At 70.8% G+C, this 14901-nt stretch carries 16 protein-coding genes; 8 read left to right on the top strand and 8 right to left on the bottom strand.

Going from position 1 to position 14901, the window contains the following annotated elements; translation table 11 throughout:
* Positions 1 to 37: 37 nt before the first annotated feature.
* Positions 38 to 382: a carboxymuconolactone decarboxylase gene (locus tag ACZ6KY_RS21520; RefSeq protein ID WP_469311890.1), complete on the top strand. Its 345-nt coding sequence runs from the start codon at positions 38 to 40 to the stop codon at positions 380 to 382.
* A gap of 27 nt (positions 383 to 409) precedes the next feature.
* Here the strand turns inward: ACZ6KY_RS21520 and ACZ6KY_RS21515 are convergent, their stop codons facing one another.
* Positions 410 to 922, bottom strand: a complete 513-nt coding sequence (locus tag ACZ6KY_RS21515) for a potassium channel family protein (protein WP_469311889.1) — start codon at positions 920 to 922, stop codon at positions 410 to 412.
* Positions 923 to 1357: 435 nt separating this feature from the next.
* Here ACZ6KY_RS21515 and ACZ6KY_RS21510 point away from each other — a divergent pair, with 435 nt between their 5' ends.
* Entirely contained in the window at positions 1358 to 2764 is a 1407-nt protein-coding gene (locus ACZ6KY_RS21510; protein WP_469311888.1) for an FG-GAP-like repeat-containing protein, read from the top strand.
* Positions 2765 to 2792: 28 nt separating this feature from the next.
* Here the strand turns inward: ACZ6KY_RS21510 and ACZ6KY_RS21505 are convergent, their stop codons facing one another.
* Positions 2793 to 3170, bottom strand: coding sequence for a winged helix-turn-helix transcriptional regulator (locus ACZ6KY_RS21505; RefSeq protein WP_469311887.1), 378 nt, complete (start codon positions 3168 to 3170; stop codon positions 2793 to 2795).
* Between the two features lie 107 nt (positions 3171 to 3277).
* Between ACZ6KY_RS21505 and ACZ6KY_RS21500 the strand changes: the two genes are divergently transcribed.
* From ACZ6KY_RS21500 to ACZ6KY_RS21485, 4 genes are all read left to right on the top strand, one after another.
* Positions 3278 to 3643 carry a DoxX family protein gene (locus tag ACZ6KY_RS21500; protein ID WP_469311886.1) on the top strand — a complete coding sequence of 122 codons (366 nt, stop codon included), beginning with the start codon at positions 3278 to 3280 and terminating at the stop codon, positions 3641 to 3643.
* A 127-nt stretch (positions 3644 to 3770) separates the two neighbouring features.
* Positions 3771 to 4727, top strand: a complete 957-nt coding sequence (locus ACZ6KY_RS21495; RefSeq protein WP_469311885.1) for a GlxA family transcriptional regulator — start codon at positions 3771 to 3773, stop codon at positions 4725 to 4727.
* A gap of 117 nt (positions 4728 to 4844) precedes the next feature.
* Positions 4845 to 5843, top strand: coding sequence for a type I glyceraldehyde-3-phosphate dehydrogenase (gene gap / locus ACZ6KY_RS21490; RefSeq protein ID WP_469311884.1), 999 nt, complete (start codon positions 4845 to 4847; stop codon positions 5841 to 5843).
* A gap of 227 nt (positions 5844 to 6070) precedes the next feature.
* Complete coding sequence (locus ACZ6KY_RS21485; protein WP_469311883.1) at positions 6071 to 6406, top strand: antibiotic biosynthesis monooxygenase family protein; 336 nt, start codon at positions 6071 to 6073, stop codon at positions 6404 to 6406.
* Positions 6407 to 6680: 274 nt separating this feature from the next.
* On the opposite strand, the gene ACZ6KY_RS21480 is transcribed toward ACZ6KY_RS21485, so the two are convergent.
* Positions 6681 to 7412, bottom strand: a complete 732-nt coding sequence (locus tag ACZ6KY_RS21480; RefSeq protein WP_469311882.1) for a TetR family transcriptional regulator — start codon at positions 7410 to 7412, stop codon at positions 6681 to 6683.
* A 143-nt stretch (positions 7413 to 7555) separates the two neighbouring features.
* Between ACZ6KY_RS21480 and ACZ6KY_RS21475 the strand changes: the two genes are divergently transcribed.
* Positions 7556 to 8035, top strand: a complete 480-nt coding sequence (locus ACZ6KY_RS21475) for an SRPBCC family protein (protein WP_469311881.1) — start codon at positions 7556 to 7558, stop codon at positions 8033 to 8035.
* 150 nt (positions 8036 to 8185) lie between these two features.
* A complete protein-coding gene (locus ACZ6KY_RS21470) occupies positions 8186 to 8857 on the top strand; it encodes a hypothetical protein (RefSeq protein WP_469311880.1) in 672 nt (223 codons plus the stop codon).
* A 168-nt stretch (positions 8858 to 9025) separates the two neighbouring features.
* Here the strand turns inward: ACZ6KY_RS21470 and ACZ6KY_RS21465 are convergent, their stop codons facing one another.
* The 5 genes from ACZ6KY_RS21465 to ACZ6KY_RS21445 form a co-directional block, all read right to left on the bottom strand.
* Positions 9026 to 10207, bottom strand: coding sequence for a hypothetical protein (locus tag ACZ6KY_RS21465; RefSeq protein ID WP_469312045.1), 1182 nt, complete (start codon positions 10205 to 10207; stop codon positions 9026 to 9028).
* 341 nt (positions 10208 to 10548) lie between these two features.
* Complete coding sequence (locus ACZ6KY_RS21460; RefSeq protein ID WP_469311879.1) at positions 10549 to 11928, bottom strand: bifunctional glycosyltransferase family 2/GtrA family protein; 1380 nt, start codon at positions 11926 to 11928, stop codon at positions 10549 to 10551.
* A 186-nt stretch (positions 11929 to 12114) separates the two neighbouring features.
* Positions 12115 to 12639, bottom strand: a complete 525-nt coding sequence (locus tag ACZ6KY_RS21455; protein ID WP_469311878.1) for a hypothetical protein — start codon at positions 12637 to 12639, stop codon at positions 12115 to 12117.
* An 8-nt stretch (positions 12640 to 12647) separates the two neighbouring features.
* Positions 12648 to 13163 carry a SigE family RNA polymerase sigma factor gene (locus ACZ6KY_RS21450; protein WP_469311877.1) on the bottom strand — a complete coding sequence of 172 codons (516 nt, stop codon included), beginning with the start codon at positions 13161 to 13163 and terminating at the stop codon, positions 12648 to 12650.
* 297 nt (positions 13164 to 13460) lie between these two features.
* On the bottom strand, positions 13461 to 14798 hold the full coding sequence (locus ACZ6KY_RS21445; RefSeq protein WP_469311876.1) for an NAD(P)-binding domain-containing protein: 1338 nt from the start codon (positions 14796 to 14798) through the stop codon (positions 13461 to 13463).
* Between the last annotated feature and the right edge of the window lie 103 nt (positions 14799 to 14901).

Below are 14901 nucleotides of genomic sequence, written 5' to 3'. Positions count from 1 at the left end.
CCAGCGCCCCCGTCAGCGCATCAGGAGGCCGGCAGCCATGACCACAGCATCCGAAACCCCTGTCCTGGACACCATCGCCGCCATGACCGTCGACTCCATCGAGCGGTGCGGACTGCCCACGGACCAGCTCCTCCTCACCCGTATCGCGGCCCTCGCGGCCTCGGACGCGCCGCCCATCTCCTACCTCGCGCACATCGACCCCGCCATCAAGGCCGATCTGACCATGGCCGCGGTGCAGGACGTCCTGGTGGCCATCGCCCCCATCGTGGGTACGGCCCGTGTCATGACGGCAGCGGGCAACATCGCCGCGGCGTTCGGCATCGCGATCGCCGTGGCCGAGGAGGAGATCGAGGCGGAGGCCGCGGCCGAGGGCGGGAGTTGAGGGAGAGCGCTGGACACGGTCCCGGGATCACCGTTCATCCGGGGGCCTGTTGCTCTCGGTCCCAGGCCCTGACGGGTTCCGCTGGCGTCTTCCTTGCTGGACCGCCGACACGAGCAGCCGGGCGGCCACACCGATCAACAGCAGGTTCACCGCCATCTGCCCCGTGACCAGGAGCCGGGCTGTTTCGCTGTGCGGAGTGATGTCCCCGAAGCCGACGGTGCTGAAGACCGTCATGGTGAAGTACAGGGAGTCGGTCCGCGTCAGTGACTCGCTGAAGCTGCTCGCCGCGCTGTGCTCCATCAGGTAGTAGACCGTCGCGAAGAGGAGCAGGTAGAGCGGGGCGGTGGTCGCCAGCGCCTCCATGGCGCGCAACTCGGGCCGCGACGCCCGGGTGATCTCGCGGATCTGCCAGGCCAGCAGCAGCGCCACCGCCACGATGCCGCCGACGAGCGCGAGGACCGTGCCCGGGGTGAAGGCCGAGTCGAGCGGGAGCCGGTAATAGCCGGTGACGAGGATCGCCGAGGTCAGGAGCGATCGCATGGTGGCGCGGAGTCCCTCTCGCCGGCTCCTCCTCGAATTCCTGTCCACCGCTCCGCCCTGATACCCGCTGCCACGACCGCGCCGCTCGCGGATTCAACCTTCCTGGTGTCAGGAGCGCCGTGCGGCAGGCGCACCACGTGGTCACCGGGATGGCGGTGTGGTCTCCCGCGAGAAGGAGGTGGTGGGCGACCTCGGCGGGTCCGGTGTCGCGGCCGTGCCGGGCGTAGTCGGCGCGAGGGGTGCCGGTCGGTAGGGTCCGACGGCAGGAGGAGGGAGCGGCTTCGCCAGGCTGTCGCACCACCAGTCGGTCGCGTCGCGGTGAATCCGAGGTGAAGTGACGGCGTACAACCTTTGGTGTCCTGCACGGGTCTTGTGGGTCAGCGGGCGTCGAGAAGCCCGGTCGAGCGCTCATCGTCCCGTCCCAAGGGGTCTGCCTTGCCCTCGCGAAAGCTCCGCCTGCCCGTCGCCGCCGCGGCCGCCGTCGTCCTGTCCGCCACAGGGGCGGCCCCCGCCGTGGCCCACCCGCGGGACGCCTCGGCGGGTGCCCTCGCAGCCGCCGCGCCGGGGTCCGTGCGCGCGGACTTCGACGGTGACGGATACCTCGACGTGGCGGTCGGCGCCCCTGGCGGCACCGTCAACGGCAGGGCGGGGGCAGGGTACTTCGCCGTCGTCTACGGCATGGGCAACGGCCCCGACGGCGTCAAGCGCCAGTTGGTCAGCCAGAACCGCTACGGAATCCCCGGCACGGCGGAGGCGGGTGACCACTTCGGCAGCGATCTCACGGCTGCCGACCTGGACGGTGACGGATACACCGACCTCGTCGTCGGATCTCCCGGCGAGGACGTCGGCAGCGCGCGTGACGTCGGGCGGCAGACGGTTCTGTGGGGAAGCGTGGGCGGGCTCGCCACCGCCGCCATCGTCGGTGAGGGCAGGGCGGCGACCCGGGCCGGTGACTTCGACGGGGACGGGCACCTGGACCTGGCGACGGCGTACGAGACGCGGTACGGGCCCATCAGCCGCACCGGAGCCGCGGCCCGCACCGGACCCCTCGTGGACCTGGACGTCCGTGTCTACGCGATGGCGGCGGGTGATGTGGACGGCGACGGCACGACCGACCTTGTCGTGAGCAGCGGTTCGTGGGACTCGGACGACGGAGGGAGGGTCCCGCCTCCCCGCCTGCGACTGCTGCGAGGTACGAGGGACGGTCTGGTGGCAGGACCGCTCATCGCCGCCCCCGACACCGTGTCCGCGGACAGCATCGCCCTCGGCGACATCGACCACGACGGCCGCCAGGACGTCGTCTTCGGCCGCAGTACGGCACCGGGCGGCGGTCTCGTGGGGGAGGTGCGGGGCACGGCGAGCGGGTTCGCGCCGCGGGCCACCCTGATCGGCCAGGACACGCCCGGCGTCCCCGGCACGGGGGAGAGCGGCGACCGCTTCGGCACCGACGTCTCCGTCGGTGACGTCACCGGCGACGGTTACGCCGACGTCGTGGTCGGGGTGCCAGGCGAGGACCATGCCGGGCGGACCGACGCCGGTACCTTCGCCGTGCTCCGGGGGAGCCGGACGGGCCTCTCCGGGACAGCGGTCCAGGTCTTCAGCCAGAACACCGCCGGGGTGCCCGGTACGGCGGAGAACGGGGACGCGTTCGGCAGCCGTACCGCCGTCGTCGGCGGGTACGTCGTCGTCTCGGCGCCGAAGGAGAACAGCGGTTCCGGGGGCGTCTGGGTCTTCCCGGGCACCGCCGCGGGCATCACCGCGACCGGAGCGGTGAGCTACGGACCCCACGCCCTCGCCGCGCCCGTCACCGGCGCACTGCTCGGGGCCGCCTTCCAGCGCTGAGACCGACGCCGGCCCCCGCCCACCGGAGTCAGCCGGCCCGGTCCTCGTAAGCGGTCCTGCTGGCCTCGATCTCCGCGATGTGCTCGATCGCCCAGCCGGCCAGCGCGAGGGCCGGCGGTATGAGGCTCTGCCCGGTGGGGGTCAGCGCGTACTCGACGCGGGGCGGGACCTCCGCGTACGCCGTCCGGGACACCAGGCCGTCGCGCTCCAGGTTCCGCAGGGTCAGCGTCAGCATCCGCTGCGAGATGCCGGGTATCTGCCGCTGGAGGTCGGTGAAGCGCAGGCGTCCCTGCTCGAGGGTCGTCACGATCAGCAGCGTCCACTTGTCGCAGATCCGGTCGAGCACGGCGCGGATCGTCTGCCCGCCGTCCCCACGGATCATGCATGTGTGCTCGTACTGCGACATGACAGCTCCTTGTAGGTAGCGCACACCCATGTGCCTTTTGTAAGCCCCCCGACAGTGACTCATCATGGGGCAACTTACGCCTGGTAACTATTGTGCAAGGGGTCCCCATGGACGTCGCCTACTGGATCGTCGCAGCGCTGCTGGCGGCGTTCTACCTCTATGCCGGAGGCATCAAGATCCTGCAGAGCCAGGAGCAGCTTCAGCCGATGATGGGGTGGGTCGATCGCGTTCCCATGCCGGTCGTCCGGCTCATCGGGACGCTGGAGGTCCTCGGCGCGGTGGGCCTGATCCTGCCGCCGCTCACCGGCATCGCTCCCTGGCTCGCCGTCGCCGCGGCGACGGGTCTCGTCCTGATCCAGGTGGGCGGAATCGCCGTCCACGTCTCGCGCGGCGAGGCACGGATGATCGGACTCAACATCGTCCTGCTGGTGGCCGCCGCGGCAGCCGTCTGGCTGGGGACCACCTGGCTCTGACCGAGCCGCCGCACACAGCGCCGCACAGGACGCCGAACACAGCGCCGTACACACCGCGGAGGGTCACATGCCGCTGTGTGAAGGCGTACCGCGGCCACGATCCGCACGGCCACGTACCCTTTTCACCGTGGCAGCATCCCCCTTGCATCGCGTCGCCGTACTCGTGCTCGAGGGTGCCAAACCGCTCGATGTCGGTATTGCCGCGCAGGTGTTCACAACGCGGGCGAGCATGCCGTACGAGGTACGGGTGTGCGGCGCGGAACCCGGTCTCGTGACCGGCGGCGACGGCCTGTCGTACCATGTCGCGCACGGCCTCGAACAACTCGCCTGGGCCGACATCGTCTTCGTCCCCGGCTACCGGTCTCCGGACCGCGAGGATCCGCCGCGAGCCGTGGTCGACGCGCTGATCGGGGCCCACGACCGGGGCGCACGGCTCGCCGCCATCTCGACGGGCGCCTTCGCGCTCGCCGCCACGGGGCTGCTCGACGGCAAGCGCGCCACGACGCACTGGCACTACACGCGGGCGCTGGCGGCGAAACACCCGCTCATCAAGGTCGACGAGAACGTCCTCTTCATCGACGAGGGGAGCGTGCTCACGTCGGCCGGCGCGGCCTCCGGCATCGACCTGTGCCTCCACATCCTGCGCGGCGACCTCGGAGTGGCCGCGTCGAACCATGCGGCGCGGCGGCTCGTCGCGGCCCCCTACCGCAGCGGCGGTCAGGCGCAGTACGTGCCGCGCAGCGTCCCCGAACCGCTGGGCGAACGATTCGCCGCCACCCGCGAATGGGCGTTGCACCGGCTCGGCGAACCCCTCTCCCTGGAGCTGCTCGCCGGGCACGCGGCGGTGTCGCCGCGCACCTTCTCGCGGCGCTTCGCGGACGACACGGGGTACACGCCGATGCAATGGGTCATGCGGGCCCGCATCGACATGGCCCGCGAACTTCTGGAGCGTTCGCAGTGGAGTGTCGAGCGGATCGCCGCGGGCGTGGGTCTGGGCACCGGCGCCAATCTGCGGCTGCACTTCCAGCGGATCCTCGGCACCACCCCGAGCGAATACCGGCGCACCTTCACCAAGGGCGAATAGCTCGCCTACGCGCGGCCCGTCACGGGTGGCGCGATCCTTGCGGACCCTGGCCATCTCGCCGCTGTCACGGCCCGACGCCGCGCGCGAACCTGAGAGGGAGCCGAAGGGACACCACTCATGACTCGTATCGCCATCAATGGATTTGGCCGTATCGGACGCAATGTGCTGCGCGCGCTGCTCGAACGCGACACCGATCTGGAAGTCGTCGCGGTCAACGACCTGACGGAGCCCGCCACGCTCGCGCGGCTCCTCGCCTACGACTCGACGGCCGGCCGGCTCGGCCGCCCGGTGACCGTCGACGGGGACACCCTCGTCGTCGACGGCACGCGCATCAAGGTGCTGGCCGAGCGTGAACCGGGGCAACTGCCCTGGGCCGAGCTCGCCGTGGACGTCGTACTGGAGGCCACCGGCCGTTTCACCTCGGCCAAGGCGGCCGGGGCCCACCTCGACGCCGGTGCGAAGAAGGTCCTCGTCAGCGCTCCGGCGGAGGGCGCCGATGTGACGCTCGCGTTCGGCGTCAACAACGACGCCTACGACCCGGCCCTGCACACGATCGTCTCGAACGCCTCGTGCACGACCAACGCGCTCGCGCCCCTGGCCGCGGTGCTCGACGAACTCGCCGGCATCGAGCACGGCTTCATGACGACGGTGCACGCCTACACCCAGGAACAGAACCTGCAGGACGGCCCGCACCGCGACGCCCGCCGCGCCCGCGCCGCCGCCGTCAACATCGTGCCGACCACCACCGGCGCCGCCAAGGCGATCGGTCTGGTGCTGCCGAACCTCGAGGGCAAGCTGTCGGGCGACTCGATCCGGGTGCCGGTTCCGGTGGGCTCGATCGTCGAGCTCAACACCACCGTGGCCCGCGATGTGACACGCGACGAGGTTCTCGCGGCCTACCGTGCCGCGGCCGAGGGGCCGCTCGCCGGTGTTCTCGAGTACTCGCAGGACGCACTCGTGTCGTCCGACATCACGGGCAACCCGGCCTCGTCGATCTTCGACTCGGCCCTCACCCGCGTCGACGGCCGGCACATCAAGGTGGTCGCCTGGTACGACAACGAGTGGGGCTTCTCCAACCGCGTCATCGACACGCTCCAACTCCTCACCGCCCGCTGACCCGAACGCCGCGGCGGCCGCGCCCCTGAGTCGACGTCCGGCGACACCGACGCTGACGGTGGCTGGTTGCTGATCGGTCGCCATGGCGTTCGCGCAGGGGCGAGTCGCTGACGCGGATCGGAGACGGGTTCGTCGCGACGGGCTCCGCGAGGTGACGCAGGCCGTCCGATCCGGGCGTCGGGCGGCCCATGACCGTTCTGCCGACCGTGGTGCGGCAGGATGGGGTCATGAGCGTAGTCAAGATCAACGTACTGGCCGTACCCGCCGAGCAGCGGGAGACGCTGGAGAAGCGCTTCGCCTCCCGCGCCCATGCCGTCGAGGGCTCCGACGGGTTCGAGTGGTTCGAACTCCTCCGGCCCGTCGAAGGCACCGACAGCTATCTCGTCTACACCCGCTGGCGCGACGAGGCCTCCTTCCAAGCCTGGATGGAGGGCCCCATGAAGGCCGCCCACCAGGGCGGGGGCGGGGACACGCAGGGCGCCGAGCGTCCCAAGCCTGCGGCGAGCGGGTCCACGCTGTGGTCCTTCGAGGTCGTGCAACAGGCGGCTCCGACCCAGCCGTAGACAGTTCGTCGCGCGAACGGCCGGGGCCGCCTGAGTGCCCTCGGCCGGGGCGCCATGATACCGGGGCGCCATGACGATGGATGAAGCCTCGCGCGGCGGGAGCCGGAGGCAGGGTGTGCCGCCCGCCCCTGGGCCGTTGTGCCGGAGGTCAACTGCCGGGCGGTGGAACGGTGGTTGACCTACGTGGGGGCTGTATGGCGACCTGTGCGGTGAGCTGCGTGGGAAACCAGTGCGCGTGAGCTGCGTATGGGCCGCCGGGTCGCCATGGTTCCACTCAGGGGTGCGGTGTGGCCGCGGGCCGGGTCGGCTTCGCGAGGCCGTCGAATGCGGCCAGGCCCGTGTCGATGAGCGTGGCCGCGCGCCGGACGTCGGCGGTCACCGCCTTGTGGACCTGTTCGGGTGAGCGAACCCCGTCCAGGTTTTTCCGCAGGCTCTGGAACTGGATGCTCCACAGTCCGAGCAGTGCGGTCGCCGCGATCTGCGGTTCCGGGGCGTCCGGGCTCATACGCGTGCGTTCGGCCAGCACCTCGGCAGCGACGGCGACGAGTCGGTCGGTCATGTCGCGGTGGTAGGCCCGCAGCGAGGGCGTGGACCTGGTCAGCGCGCCGAAGCGTTTGATCTTCGCGGCGGCCTCGACGGGGTCGTCCTGTCCCGCGATCCAGGAGGTCATGCCGCGCAGCTCGCCCGAGAGGATCCGCAGTACCGCCTCGACCGGGGAGCGGTCCGGGTCGGCGAGCGCGACGCGCAGGGCGCCCATCGTGCTCTCACCGAGGTCCAGGACGAGCGATTCCTTGGTGGGGAAGTAGTTGAAGACCGTCTTCTCCGAAACCCCGCACACCTCCGCGATCTCCGCCACGCGGACGGCGTCGAAGCCGCGCTCCATGAACATCTCGGTCGCGGTATCGGACAGGCGTTGCCGCGTCAGGCGCTTCTTCCGCTCCCGCAGTCCCTCGGCCTCGGGCTCCTCAGCCTGCTGGCGCCAGGCCGTCCAGTCCACTGTGCTCATGGCGGCAGCGTAGTCCAGTAGCGAAATAATTACTGCTGCTGTAAAGTTTTAGTCGCTGTAATGATTTGCGGTGCTGATCCGGGGAGCTGATCCGCTGTGGTGATCCGTGCAGCCCTGTCATCCCTACGTCCTTGGGAGCTCGCATGAGTGCCATCCGCATAGTCGACGACTACCCGCATGCGCCTGCGAAGGTCTGGCGCGCCGTGACCGACCCCGAGCTCATCCCGCTGTGGACCGCGACGGGCGCCGGTGCGCGAGCGGAAGGGTTCGCCGCCGAGGTGGGCACCGCGTTCCAGTTCGTCGCGAAGCCGAAGCCCGGCTGGAGCGGCATCGTCGACTGCGTCGTCCTGGAGACCGACGAACCCCGACTGCTGCGCTACTCGTGGACCGACCACGGCGGCGGCGAGACGACCGAGGTGGCCTACCGGATCCAGCCCCACGCGGCAGGGACGCGGTTCACCTACGACCACACGGGCTTCACCGGCGCCGGCGGTCTCCTCATGGCCCAGATTCTGGGCCACGTCCGGCGGAAGATGCTGCGTGTCGGCCTGTCCGCCGTACTGAACGAACTCGACGAAACGGGAAGTCTCCGTCCCGGAAGCATGCTCAGGCCCAAGATCTAGGTTCCCATGGTGAAGCTGCTCGGTGTTGATCCCGATAGGGTTCCGCATGGCTTGTACGCCCCGGAGCCGCAGCCCGGCTGCTGACCCGGTTCTTGATCCGATGGGCTGACGCGGCCGCCTGGCTGTTGTGCCGGTGGGGGAGGTGGGCCGATGGGCGCGTCGATGCTGTACCAGGTGCTGGAACCGCTGCCGGACGCGCGGAGTGCTCTGCTGTTCGCACGTCAACTGCTCGCCCGATTCGGTGCCGGGCCACCGGACATGCCAAGCGTCGGATTCGACGACATAGCCACGCGGGAGCAGTTCCGTTACGCCCGGCAGTACTTCACCTGCGGCACGTTCGTGTGTGACGAGCGGGACCTCCAGGACCCGCGCGTCCAGGAACTGTGGGGGACGCTGTACCGCTTGGGCTTCGAGGAGACGTTCGTTGGCCGGGTGGAGACGGAACTGCAACCCGAACTGGCGTCCCTGTGGCCCATGCCGCGGGGAGTGCAGTTCCAGCTGATGCAGGGGAAGACGCCCTCCGCCTTTCCCCTACGCGACTGCGACGAGTGCACCGAGTCGGAGATCGACGGCGTCGTCGCGGCCTGTGGCCCCCTTTCCATCGACATCTCCTGGTTCTCGGCCCTGCGCGCCTTGCCGAGCTCCAACCTTGGTGGCGTCCAGCTGTGTCTCAACAGCACATGGACCACTCAGTACAGTGTGCCTTCTCCAGGGAGGCACGCCGTGTACTTGTCCATCGGTACGCGCAACTCGGAGGACACCGCACGGGATTGGCCGCAGGGCACCGGACTGCGCTTTGGCGAACCTCAGATGGGTTGGTAGAGGGGCGCCAGCCCCCAAAGAGGCGAAGAGGGCGACTGCCGCCCGCCGCGCCAGGGAATGTCCGGCGGGCGTGTCGTGGTCGAGGGGGGCGATGGCGGCAACGCTGTTTGTTTCTCGGGACGTTGTGTGATCCGCGTGGCCGACGGCTGTGCGTCGTACGGGTGTTGGTTACGGGACACCTGCTTCGAACAGGACGTATCCGGCGTACGAGCCCGAGGCCAGTGCCGCGGTGGTGAGGATCGTGCACAGGACCGGCGTGCTGAGCCGGCGCATGGCGGTGGCGCAGGGGATGAGGAGGGGGAAGGCCGGGAGCAGGTAGCGGGAGACGTTGCCGAAGATCTGCTGGCTTCCCAGGACGAGTGCGATCGTCAGGAGGGTGTAGACGGTCAGTACCAGTGGCGGGCGCAGCCGGAACAGCAGGGGCAGCACGATCAGGGCCAGCAGGACGGTGCCCACGGAGATGACGTCTTCGAAGGGGAAGGCGTAGAGGTAGTCGTAGTGGCCGACCGTGAGCGACGTGAACACCTTGAAGGTGTGCCGGCCGTAGTCGAACGTGTGGGCCCAGGCGCCGTCCTGCAGCTTGAAGTACCCGCCGTAGTCGCCCATTTGACAGCCCACCCAGCCGAGATAGCCGACCAGGCCGACAGGGGCGATCACGACGGCCGCCAGCGGGCGCAGGAGCGCGTCCAGGCGCCTTGTCCCGTCCGGCGCGGGGGAGTCTTCCCGACGGCGCACCGCGTGCCTGTGCCGGAGCAGTTCCATGAGTACGGCGAGGGTGAGTGCCGCGATCAGTGCGGTGGCCGTCGGCCGGGTGAGGCCCGCGGCGCAGGTCAGGAGGCCTGCGGTGAGCCAGTTCCGGCGCATGACGGCGTAGCAGGCCCAGGCGGCCAGGGCGACGTACAGGGATTCCGAGTAGCCGGACCACTCCATGCCAGAGCCGGGCCACACGGCCCAGAGCCCGGCGGCGGCCAGCCCGGCGCGCCGGCCGCTGATCCGGGCGGTCACGGCGTAGATGGCCAGTGCCGCCACGCACGAGGCGACGACGGAGACCACCAGACCCGCACCGAGCAGACCGAGCCCGGTGCAGGACGACACCAGGCGCATCAGAGCGGGGTACAGCGGGAAGAACGCCGCGGAGTTGCCCTCCAGGGTGATCAGGCCGGTGGCACCGGGCACCGGTACGAGCGCGGGGTGATAGCCGTGCGCCGCGATCTGCTGGTACCACCAGCCGTCCCAGGTGGCCAGGACGTCCCAGACATGGGCGCCGCCCCCGAAGCGGGGGTTCTTCCTGCGGAAGTCTCCGGAGGAGTCCAGCAGGTACATGAAGACGCAGAAGCCGATGAGCTTCATCGTGCCGTACAGCGCGAGGACCGGACCGTGCGGTCCTGAGGCCCGGCACAGCCGAGTCCAGCTCTCGCGGGCGCGGGCGCGGGCGCGGGCGCGGACGCGGACACGGACACGGACGCGAGCCGAGGCGACGGCGGGCGTGCCGGAGGTGAGCGGGGTGACCTCCTCGCCTTGCGCGCGGATGTCGTGCGTCGAGCACATGCCGTACGCCGTGCGGGTGTCGTGGGTCGCGCCGGTGCCGTGGGCCGGGCTCGTGTCGTCCGGCTGTTTGACGGTGGGCCAACGGGCAGCCGTACGGGGCCTGTTGCTCTGCTCCGCCGGGGTGTTCGCGGGGTCGGCGTTGTTCATCGCGGCCCGGTTTCCGTGCCGTCGTTCTGGGCGGGGGCGTTGAACACCCAGGTGCGCAGAAGCAGGAAACGCAGCAGCGTCGCGGCCAGGTTGGCGCAGACGAGGACCATGATCTCGGTGGATCGGCCGGGTCCGTGCGTCCAGCGGTGCAGCGCGGCCAGCGAGCCGCTGGTGAGCGCGAGACCGAGGCCGAACACGGCAAGTCCCTTGACCTGGTGGCGCAGTGTGCCACCGCGGCCGCGCAGCCCGAAGGTGAGCCTCCGGTTCGCGGCCGTGTTGGCGACGGCGCAGACCAGCAGCGCCCACGCGTTGGCGGCCTGTGGCCCCGCCACCGGGCGCAGCGCCGCGTAGAGGAGGACGTACCCGATCGTGCTCACCGCGCCCACGGCGCCGAACCGCAGCAGCTGAGCCGTCAGTGAGGCAGGCGGCCCGCTCTCGGGGTCGCGCCCGAGCCGCGCGGTCGGCAGCGTGCCACGGGCCAGCGCGCGGCCGATCCTCGCGATGCCGCGAAGGTCGGCCACGGCCGTGGACACGAGGTCGACCCGGCTGTCGGGGTCGTCCACCCAGTCGACCGGTACCTCATGGATACGCAGCCCGGCGCGTTCGGCGATCACCAGCAGTTCGGTGTCGAAGAACCACCCCGAGTCCTCCACCAGGGGCAGCAGGCGCTCGGCGACATCGCGGCGGATGGCCTTGAAACCGCACTGCGCGTCGGAGAAGCCGACGGCGAGAGCGGACCGCAACAGGGCGTTGTAGCAACGGGAGATGATCTCCCGTCGGGGACCCCGTGTCACCCGGGAGCCGCGGGCCAGCCGCGAGCCGATGGCGATGTCGGAGTGCCCGGATATCAGCGGGGCGACCAACGGCAGGAGAGCGTTCAGCTCGGTGGAGAGGTCAACGTCCAGATAGGCGAGCACCGGCGCCTTCGAGCCGGACCACGCGGTGCGCAGGGCCCGGCCGCGTCCCTTCTCGTCGAGCCGTATCCACGTGGCCTCGGGCAGGTCGGCGGCGAGCCGGGCGGCGATCCGCGGGGTGGCGTCGGTGCTGGCGTTGTCGGCGACGGTGATGCGGAACGGGTACGGGAACGTCTCGCGCAGGTGGGCGTGCAGGCGCCGCACGCTCGGTTCCAGGTCCGCTTCCTCGTTGAACACGGGGACGACCACGTCCAGGACGGGTTCCGTGTGGTCCGCCGGCAACGGAAGGCGGACTGGCAGGGGGCCGACGGGCAGCCGGTCAACGAGCGGACGGTCAGCGGGTTCGCGGTCAACGGGCCGCCGGTTTCCGGGTTTTCGCTCCACGGGCAGTCCCCTTTCGAGGTCCTCGGAGTCCGCGAAGCCCTCGAAGTCCGGCGGAGCGGACCGCAATGCCTTCGTCATGGTTCGTCCTGTTCTGTGCGTTGTCGCGAGGCAGGCCGAAGACGCTCACGGCCGAACCGCGCTGACGGGGTGCGGATATGGGTGCTGTGCGGACAGGGCCGGTATCGCGGGCCGGGCGGTGGGGGCGGGAGCCTGTCCCGGGCCGAACCGGCCCGCGGGAGCGGCCCGGCGGAGGTCGTGCCGGAGTTACGGGGTGCTGGTCGATCCGGCCGAGGACGACGGATGGTCGAGGCTCGACGTCGACGAGTACGACGGGGTCTCGCTGGGCGTCACCGGCGCGGAGGCGGGCGCACTGGTCGTCGCTGTCCCCCCGGGGCCGGAGGACACCGAGGTCGAACTCCCTGTCGTGGTAGGCGTGTCGGGCGGGCCGGTGTTCCCGGCGGTGTTCTCGGCGATGCCGGTGGCCGACTCGGTGGGAGTCCCACTCGATGACGGGGTCGGTGACGGGGTGACGTACGGGGAGCCGGGGCTGTTCGTGGGCCGCGGTACGGGACCCAGCGGCATGTCGCGGTCGGGGGTGTGCGGCAGCAGGAACAGGCCGAGGCTGACCGCGGCGACCGCCAGGACGCAGCTCGCGGCCTTCTGCGCCGCGCGCACCCGGCGGCGGACGCGCACGCCGGCACGGAGGCTGTTCTGCTGTGCGGGCTCGAAGGGGGTGTGTTCCTGGGCGTCGCGCATCATCCGCGCCAACTCCCGCTCGAAGTGGTCCATGTTTTCCTTCACCCCACCGGCTCGATGACATCCGCCAGGATCTGGCGCAGCCGCGCCACACCGCGTGACGCGTGGGAACGGGCGGTGCCCAGTGGGCAGCCCAGGACCTCCGCGACCTGCCTTTCGGGCAGATCCTGGTAGTAGCGCAGCACTACGGCCGCCCGCTGCCGGGGCGGCAGCTGGGCGAGGGCCGCCTCCAGCCGCGACCGTTCCACCACGGCCGCGGACTCGTCCCCGGTGTGCGCCAGATCCGGCAGTGCCTCCACGGGGCGTTCGCCCCACCACCGCCGCCGTGCGGAACGGGCGGCCGCACGGGCCAGAACCTTCCGTACGTACGCCTCGGGCGCCTCGTCGGCGACCTTCGGCCAGACGAACCAGAGTTTGACCAGGGCCTCCTGGAGCAGGTCCTCGGCGCGGTGCCGGTCACCCGCGCAGAGCAGGCGGGCGAGATGGAACAACGCCGACCAACGGGCCGCGACGAACGCGTCGAAGCCGTCGATCCCCTCGGTTCTTGCCTGTTCCATCCGCACCGTCCCCGCCCTTGCCACCTTCGTACACCTGGGGAAAGACGCTGGCGGGGGTCCCACTATGCACCCAGGTCGGGTGATCTGGATCACGTCGGGCGAGGTGCGGCGACGACGGCGAGGTTCGGGGTGGAGAACGGGAAGGCGCTGCGGGCGCGTTGGAACGCACGGCCCCCGTGGGCCGGCTTCGTCGTCGCGGGCACGTCGGAAGCGCGGCACCGCCACCGGGCATGAGCGGAGGGGGCATCGCACTCGGCGACGTCCCCCTCCGCTCCTCCGCTGCGCTCCGCAGGGTTCTCAGTGGCCGGCGGCCTGCTTTCGGACCCGGGCCGCGCCCCTGCGCCGTTCCGTCCGCAGTTCCCGGAGATAGGCCTGCGCGTCGACCTGGATGGTGTGCCGGGTCGAGGTGACATAGCGGCGCGCGAGCCTCGCGCGGTACGCCTCGGTCTCCTGGCGCATCCGCTCCGGTCCGGGCAGCGCGCACCGGCCCTCCAGCAGATCCGCCACCCAGTGCGACTGTGCCTCCGCGAGCGGCATGATCGCGCCGAGCGGCTGGACGAGCCCGATGAAGTAGAGGCCGGGGCGGTCCGGCGCGACCACCCGGTGGTAGAGGCCGAGGTCGTTGTCGGACGGGTCGATCACCTCGTCCTTGAGGAACGGGAACGCGATGTCGTAGCCCGTGCAGTAGACGATCGCGTCGATCTCCTCGGTGCTCCCGTCCTCGAACGTCACCCGGTGGCCCTCCAGTCGTACGGGAGCGGGCCTCACGGCGATGTCACCGTGGCCGAGGCGGGACAGCAGGTCGTCGGAGATGGTGGGATGGGCTCCCATCACCCGGTGCCGGGGCGTCGGCAGCCCGTAGTCCTTCAGCCGGCCCCGGCTGAGCCGCAGCAGGAGCCGCAGGCCCTGCTCCTGCACGGACAGCGGAGCCCTCGCCAGCCAGGAACCCGTGAGATGGTCGGTGGGCACACCGAAGAGGTACTTGGGCAGGATGTGCGCGCCGCGCCGCATGGCGAGAACCGTGCGCCGGGACACCCGTGAGGTCTCCACCGCGATGTCGCAGGCCGAGTTGCCGATGCCGAGGACGAGGACACGTCGGTCGGCGAAGGCTTCCGGTGTCCGGTAGTCGTGCGAGTGCGTCTGCGTGCCGGCGAACTCCTCGGTTCCCGGCAGGGACGGCCGCGGCCAACGAGGCTTCCAGTGATGGCCGTTGGCGACCAGGACGGCCCCGTAGATCCGTTCCGCCGTCCCGCCCGAGTCGCGGTGGCGGGTCGTGACGCTCCACGACCCGCCGGGAACCGGTTCCACGCGCACCACTTCGGTGCGGAAGGTGATCGACGGCCGCAGCCCGAAGTGGTCCACGAAGCCGTCGAAGTACCGGGCGATGTGGAAGTGACCGGGGTAGACCGGACAGTCCTCCGGCATGGGGAAGCTCGCGTACTCCATGATCTGGCGCGAGGTGTTGATGTGCAGCGAGCGGTAGGCGGACGACATCCCGTTGTCGTTGAGATAGCGCCAGTTGCCGCCGACCTCGGATCCGGTCTCGTAGCAGTCGTACGCGATCCCGCGCGCCGCGAGCACCTGGCAGGCGGCGATCCCGGACGAGCCCGCCCCGATCACACACACCCTTTCCATGTCCGCCCCTTCCTGGGGGGGGGGGGGCGCGGGGGGGGGGGGGGGGAGGGAGGGGGGGGGGGGGGGGGGGGGGGGGGGGGGGGGGGGGGGGGGGGGGGGGGGT

This window comes from Streptomyces sp. NPDC042002 (genome assembly GCF_055588305.1).
This window is presented reverse-complemented; position numbering and strand designations above follow the sequence as displayed.

Coding starts and splice junctions, on each gene's coding strand:
- ACZ6KY_RS21520 (WP_469311890.1), top strand. CDS start 38: ATGACCACAGCATCCGAAACCCCTGTCCTGGACACCATCGCCGCCATG.
- ACZ6KY_RS21515 (WP_469311889.1), bottom strand. CDS start 922: ATGCGATCGCTCCTGACCTCGGCGATCCTCGTCACCGGCTATTACCGG.
- ACZ6KY_RS21505 (WP_469311887.1), bottom strand. CDS start 3,170: ATGTCGCAGTACGAGCACACATGCATGATCCGTGGGGACGGCGGGCAG.
- ACZ6KY_RS21500 (WP_469311886.1), top strand. CDS start 3,278: ATGGACGTCGCCTACTGGATCGTCGCAGCGCTGCTGGCGGCGTTCTAC.
- gap (WP_469311884.1), top strand. CDS start 4,845: ATGACTCGTATCGCCATCAATGGATTTGGCCGTATCGGACGCAATGTG.
- ACZ6KY_RS21485 (WP_469311883.1), top strand. CDS start 6,071: ATGAGCGTAGTCAAGATCAACGTACTGGCCGTACCCGCCGAGCAGCGG.
- ACZ6KY_RS21480 (WP_469311882.1), bottom strand. CDS start 7,412: ATGAGCACAGTGGACTGGACGGCCTGGCGCCAGCAGGCTGAGGAGCCC.
- ACZ6KY_RS21475 (WP_469311881.1), top strand. CDS start 7,556: ATGAGTGCCATCCGCATAGTCGACGACTACCCGCATGCGCCTGCGAAG.
- ACZ6KY_RS21470 (WP_469311880.1), top strand. CDS start 8,186: ATGGGCGCGTCGATGCTGTACCAGGTGCTGGAACCGCTGCCGGACGCG.
- ACZ6KY_RS21465 (WP_469312045.1), bottom strand. CDS start 10,207: ATGAAGCTCATCGGCTTCTGCGTCTTCATGTACCTGCTGGACTCCTCC.
- ACZ6KY_RS21460 (WP_469311879.1), bottom strand. CDS start 11,928: ATGACGAAGGCATTGCGGTCCGCTCCGCCGGACTTCGAGGGCTTCGCG.
- ACZ6KY_RS21455 (WP_469311878.1), bottom strand. CDS start 12,639: ATGGACCACTTCGAGCGGGAGTTGGCGCGGATGATGCGCGACGCCCAG.
- ACZ6KY_RS21450 (WP_469311877.1), bottom strand. CDS start 13,163: ATGGAACAGGCAAGAACCGAGGGGATCGACGGCTTCGACGCGTTCGTC.
- ACZ6KY_RS21445 (WP_469311876.1), bottom strand. CDS start 14,798: ATGGAAAGGGTGTGTGTGATCGGGGCGGGCTCGTCCGGGATCGCCGCC.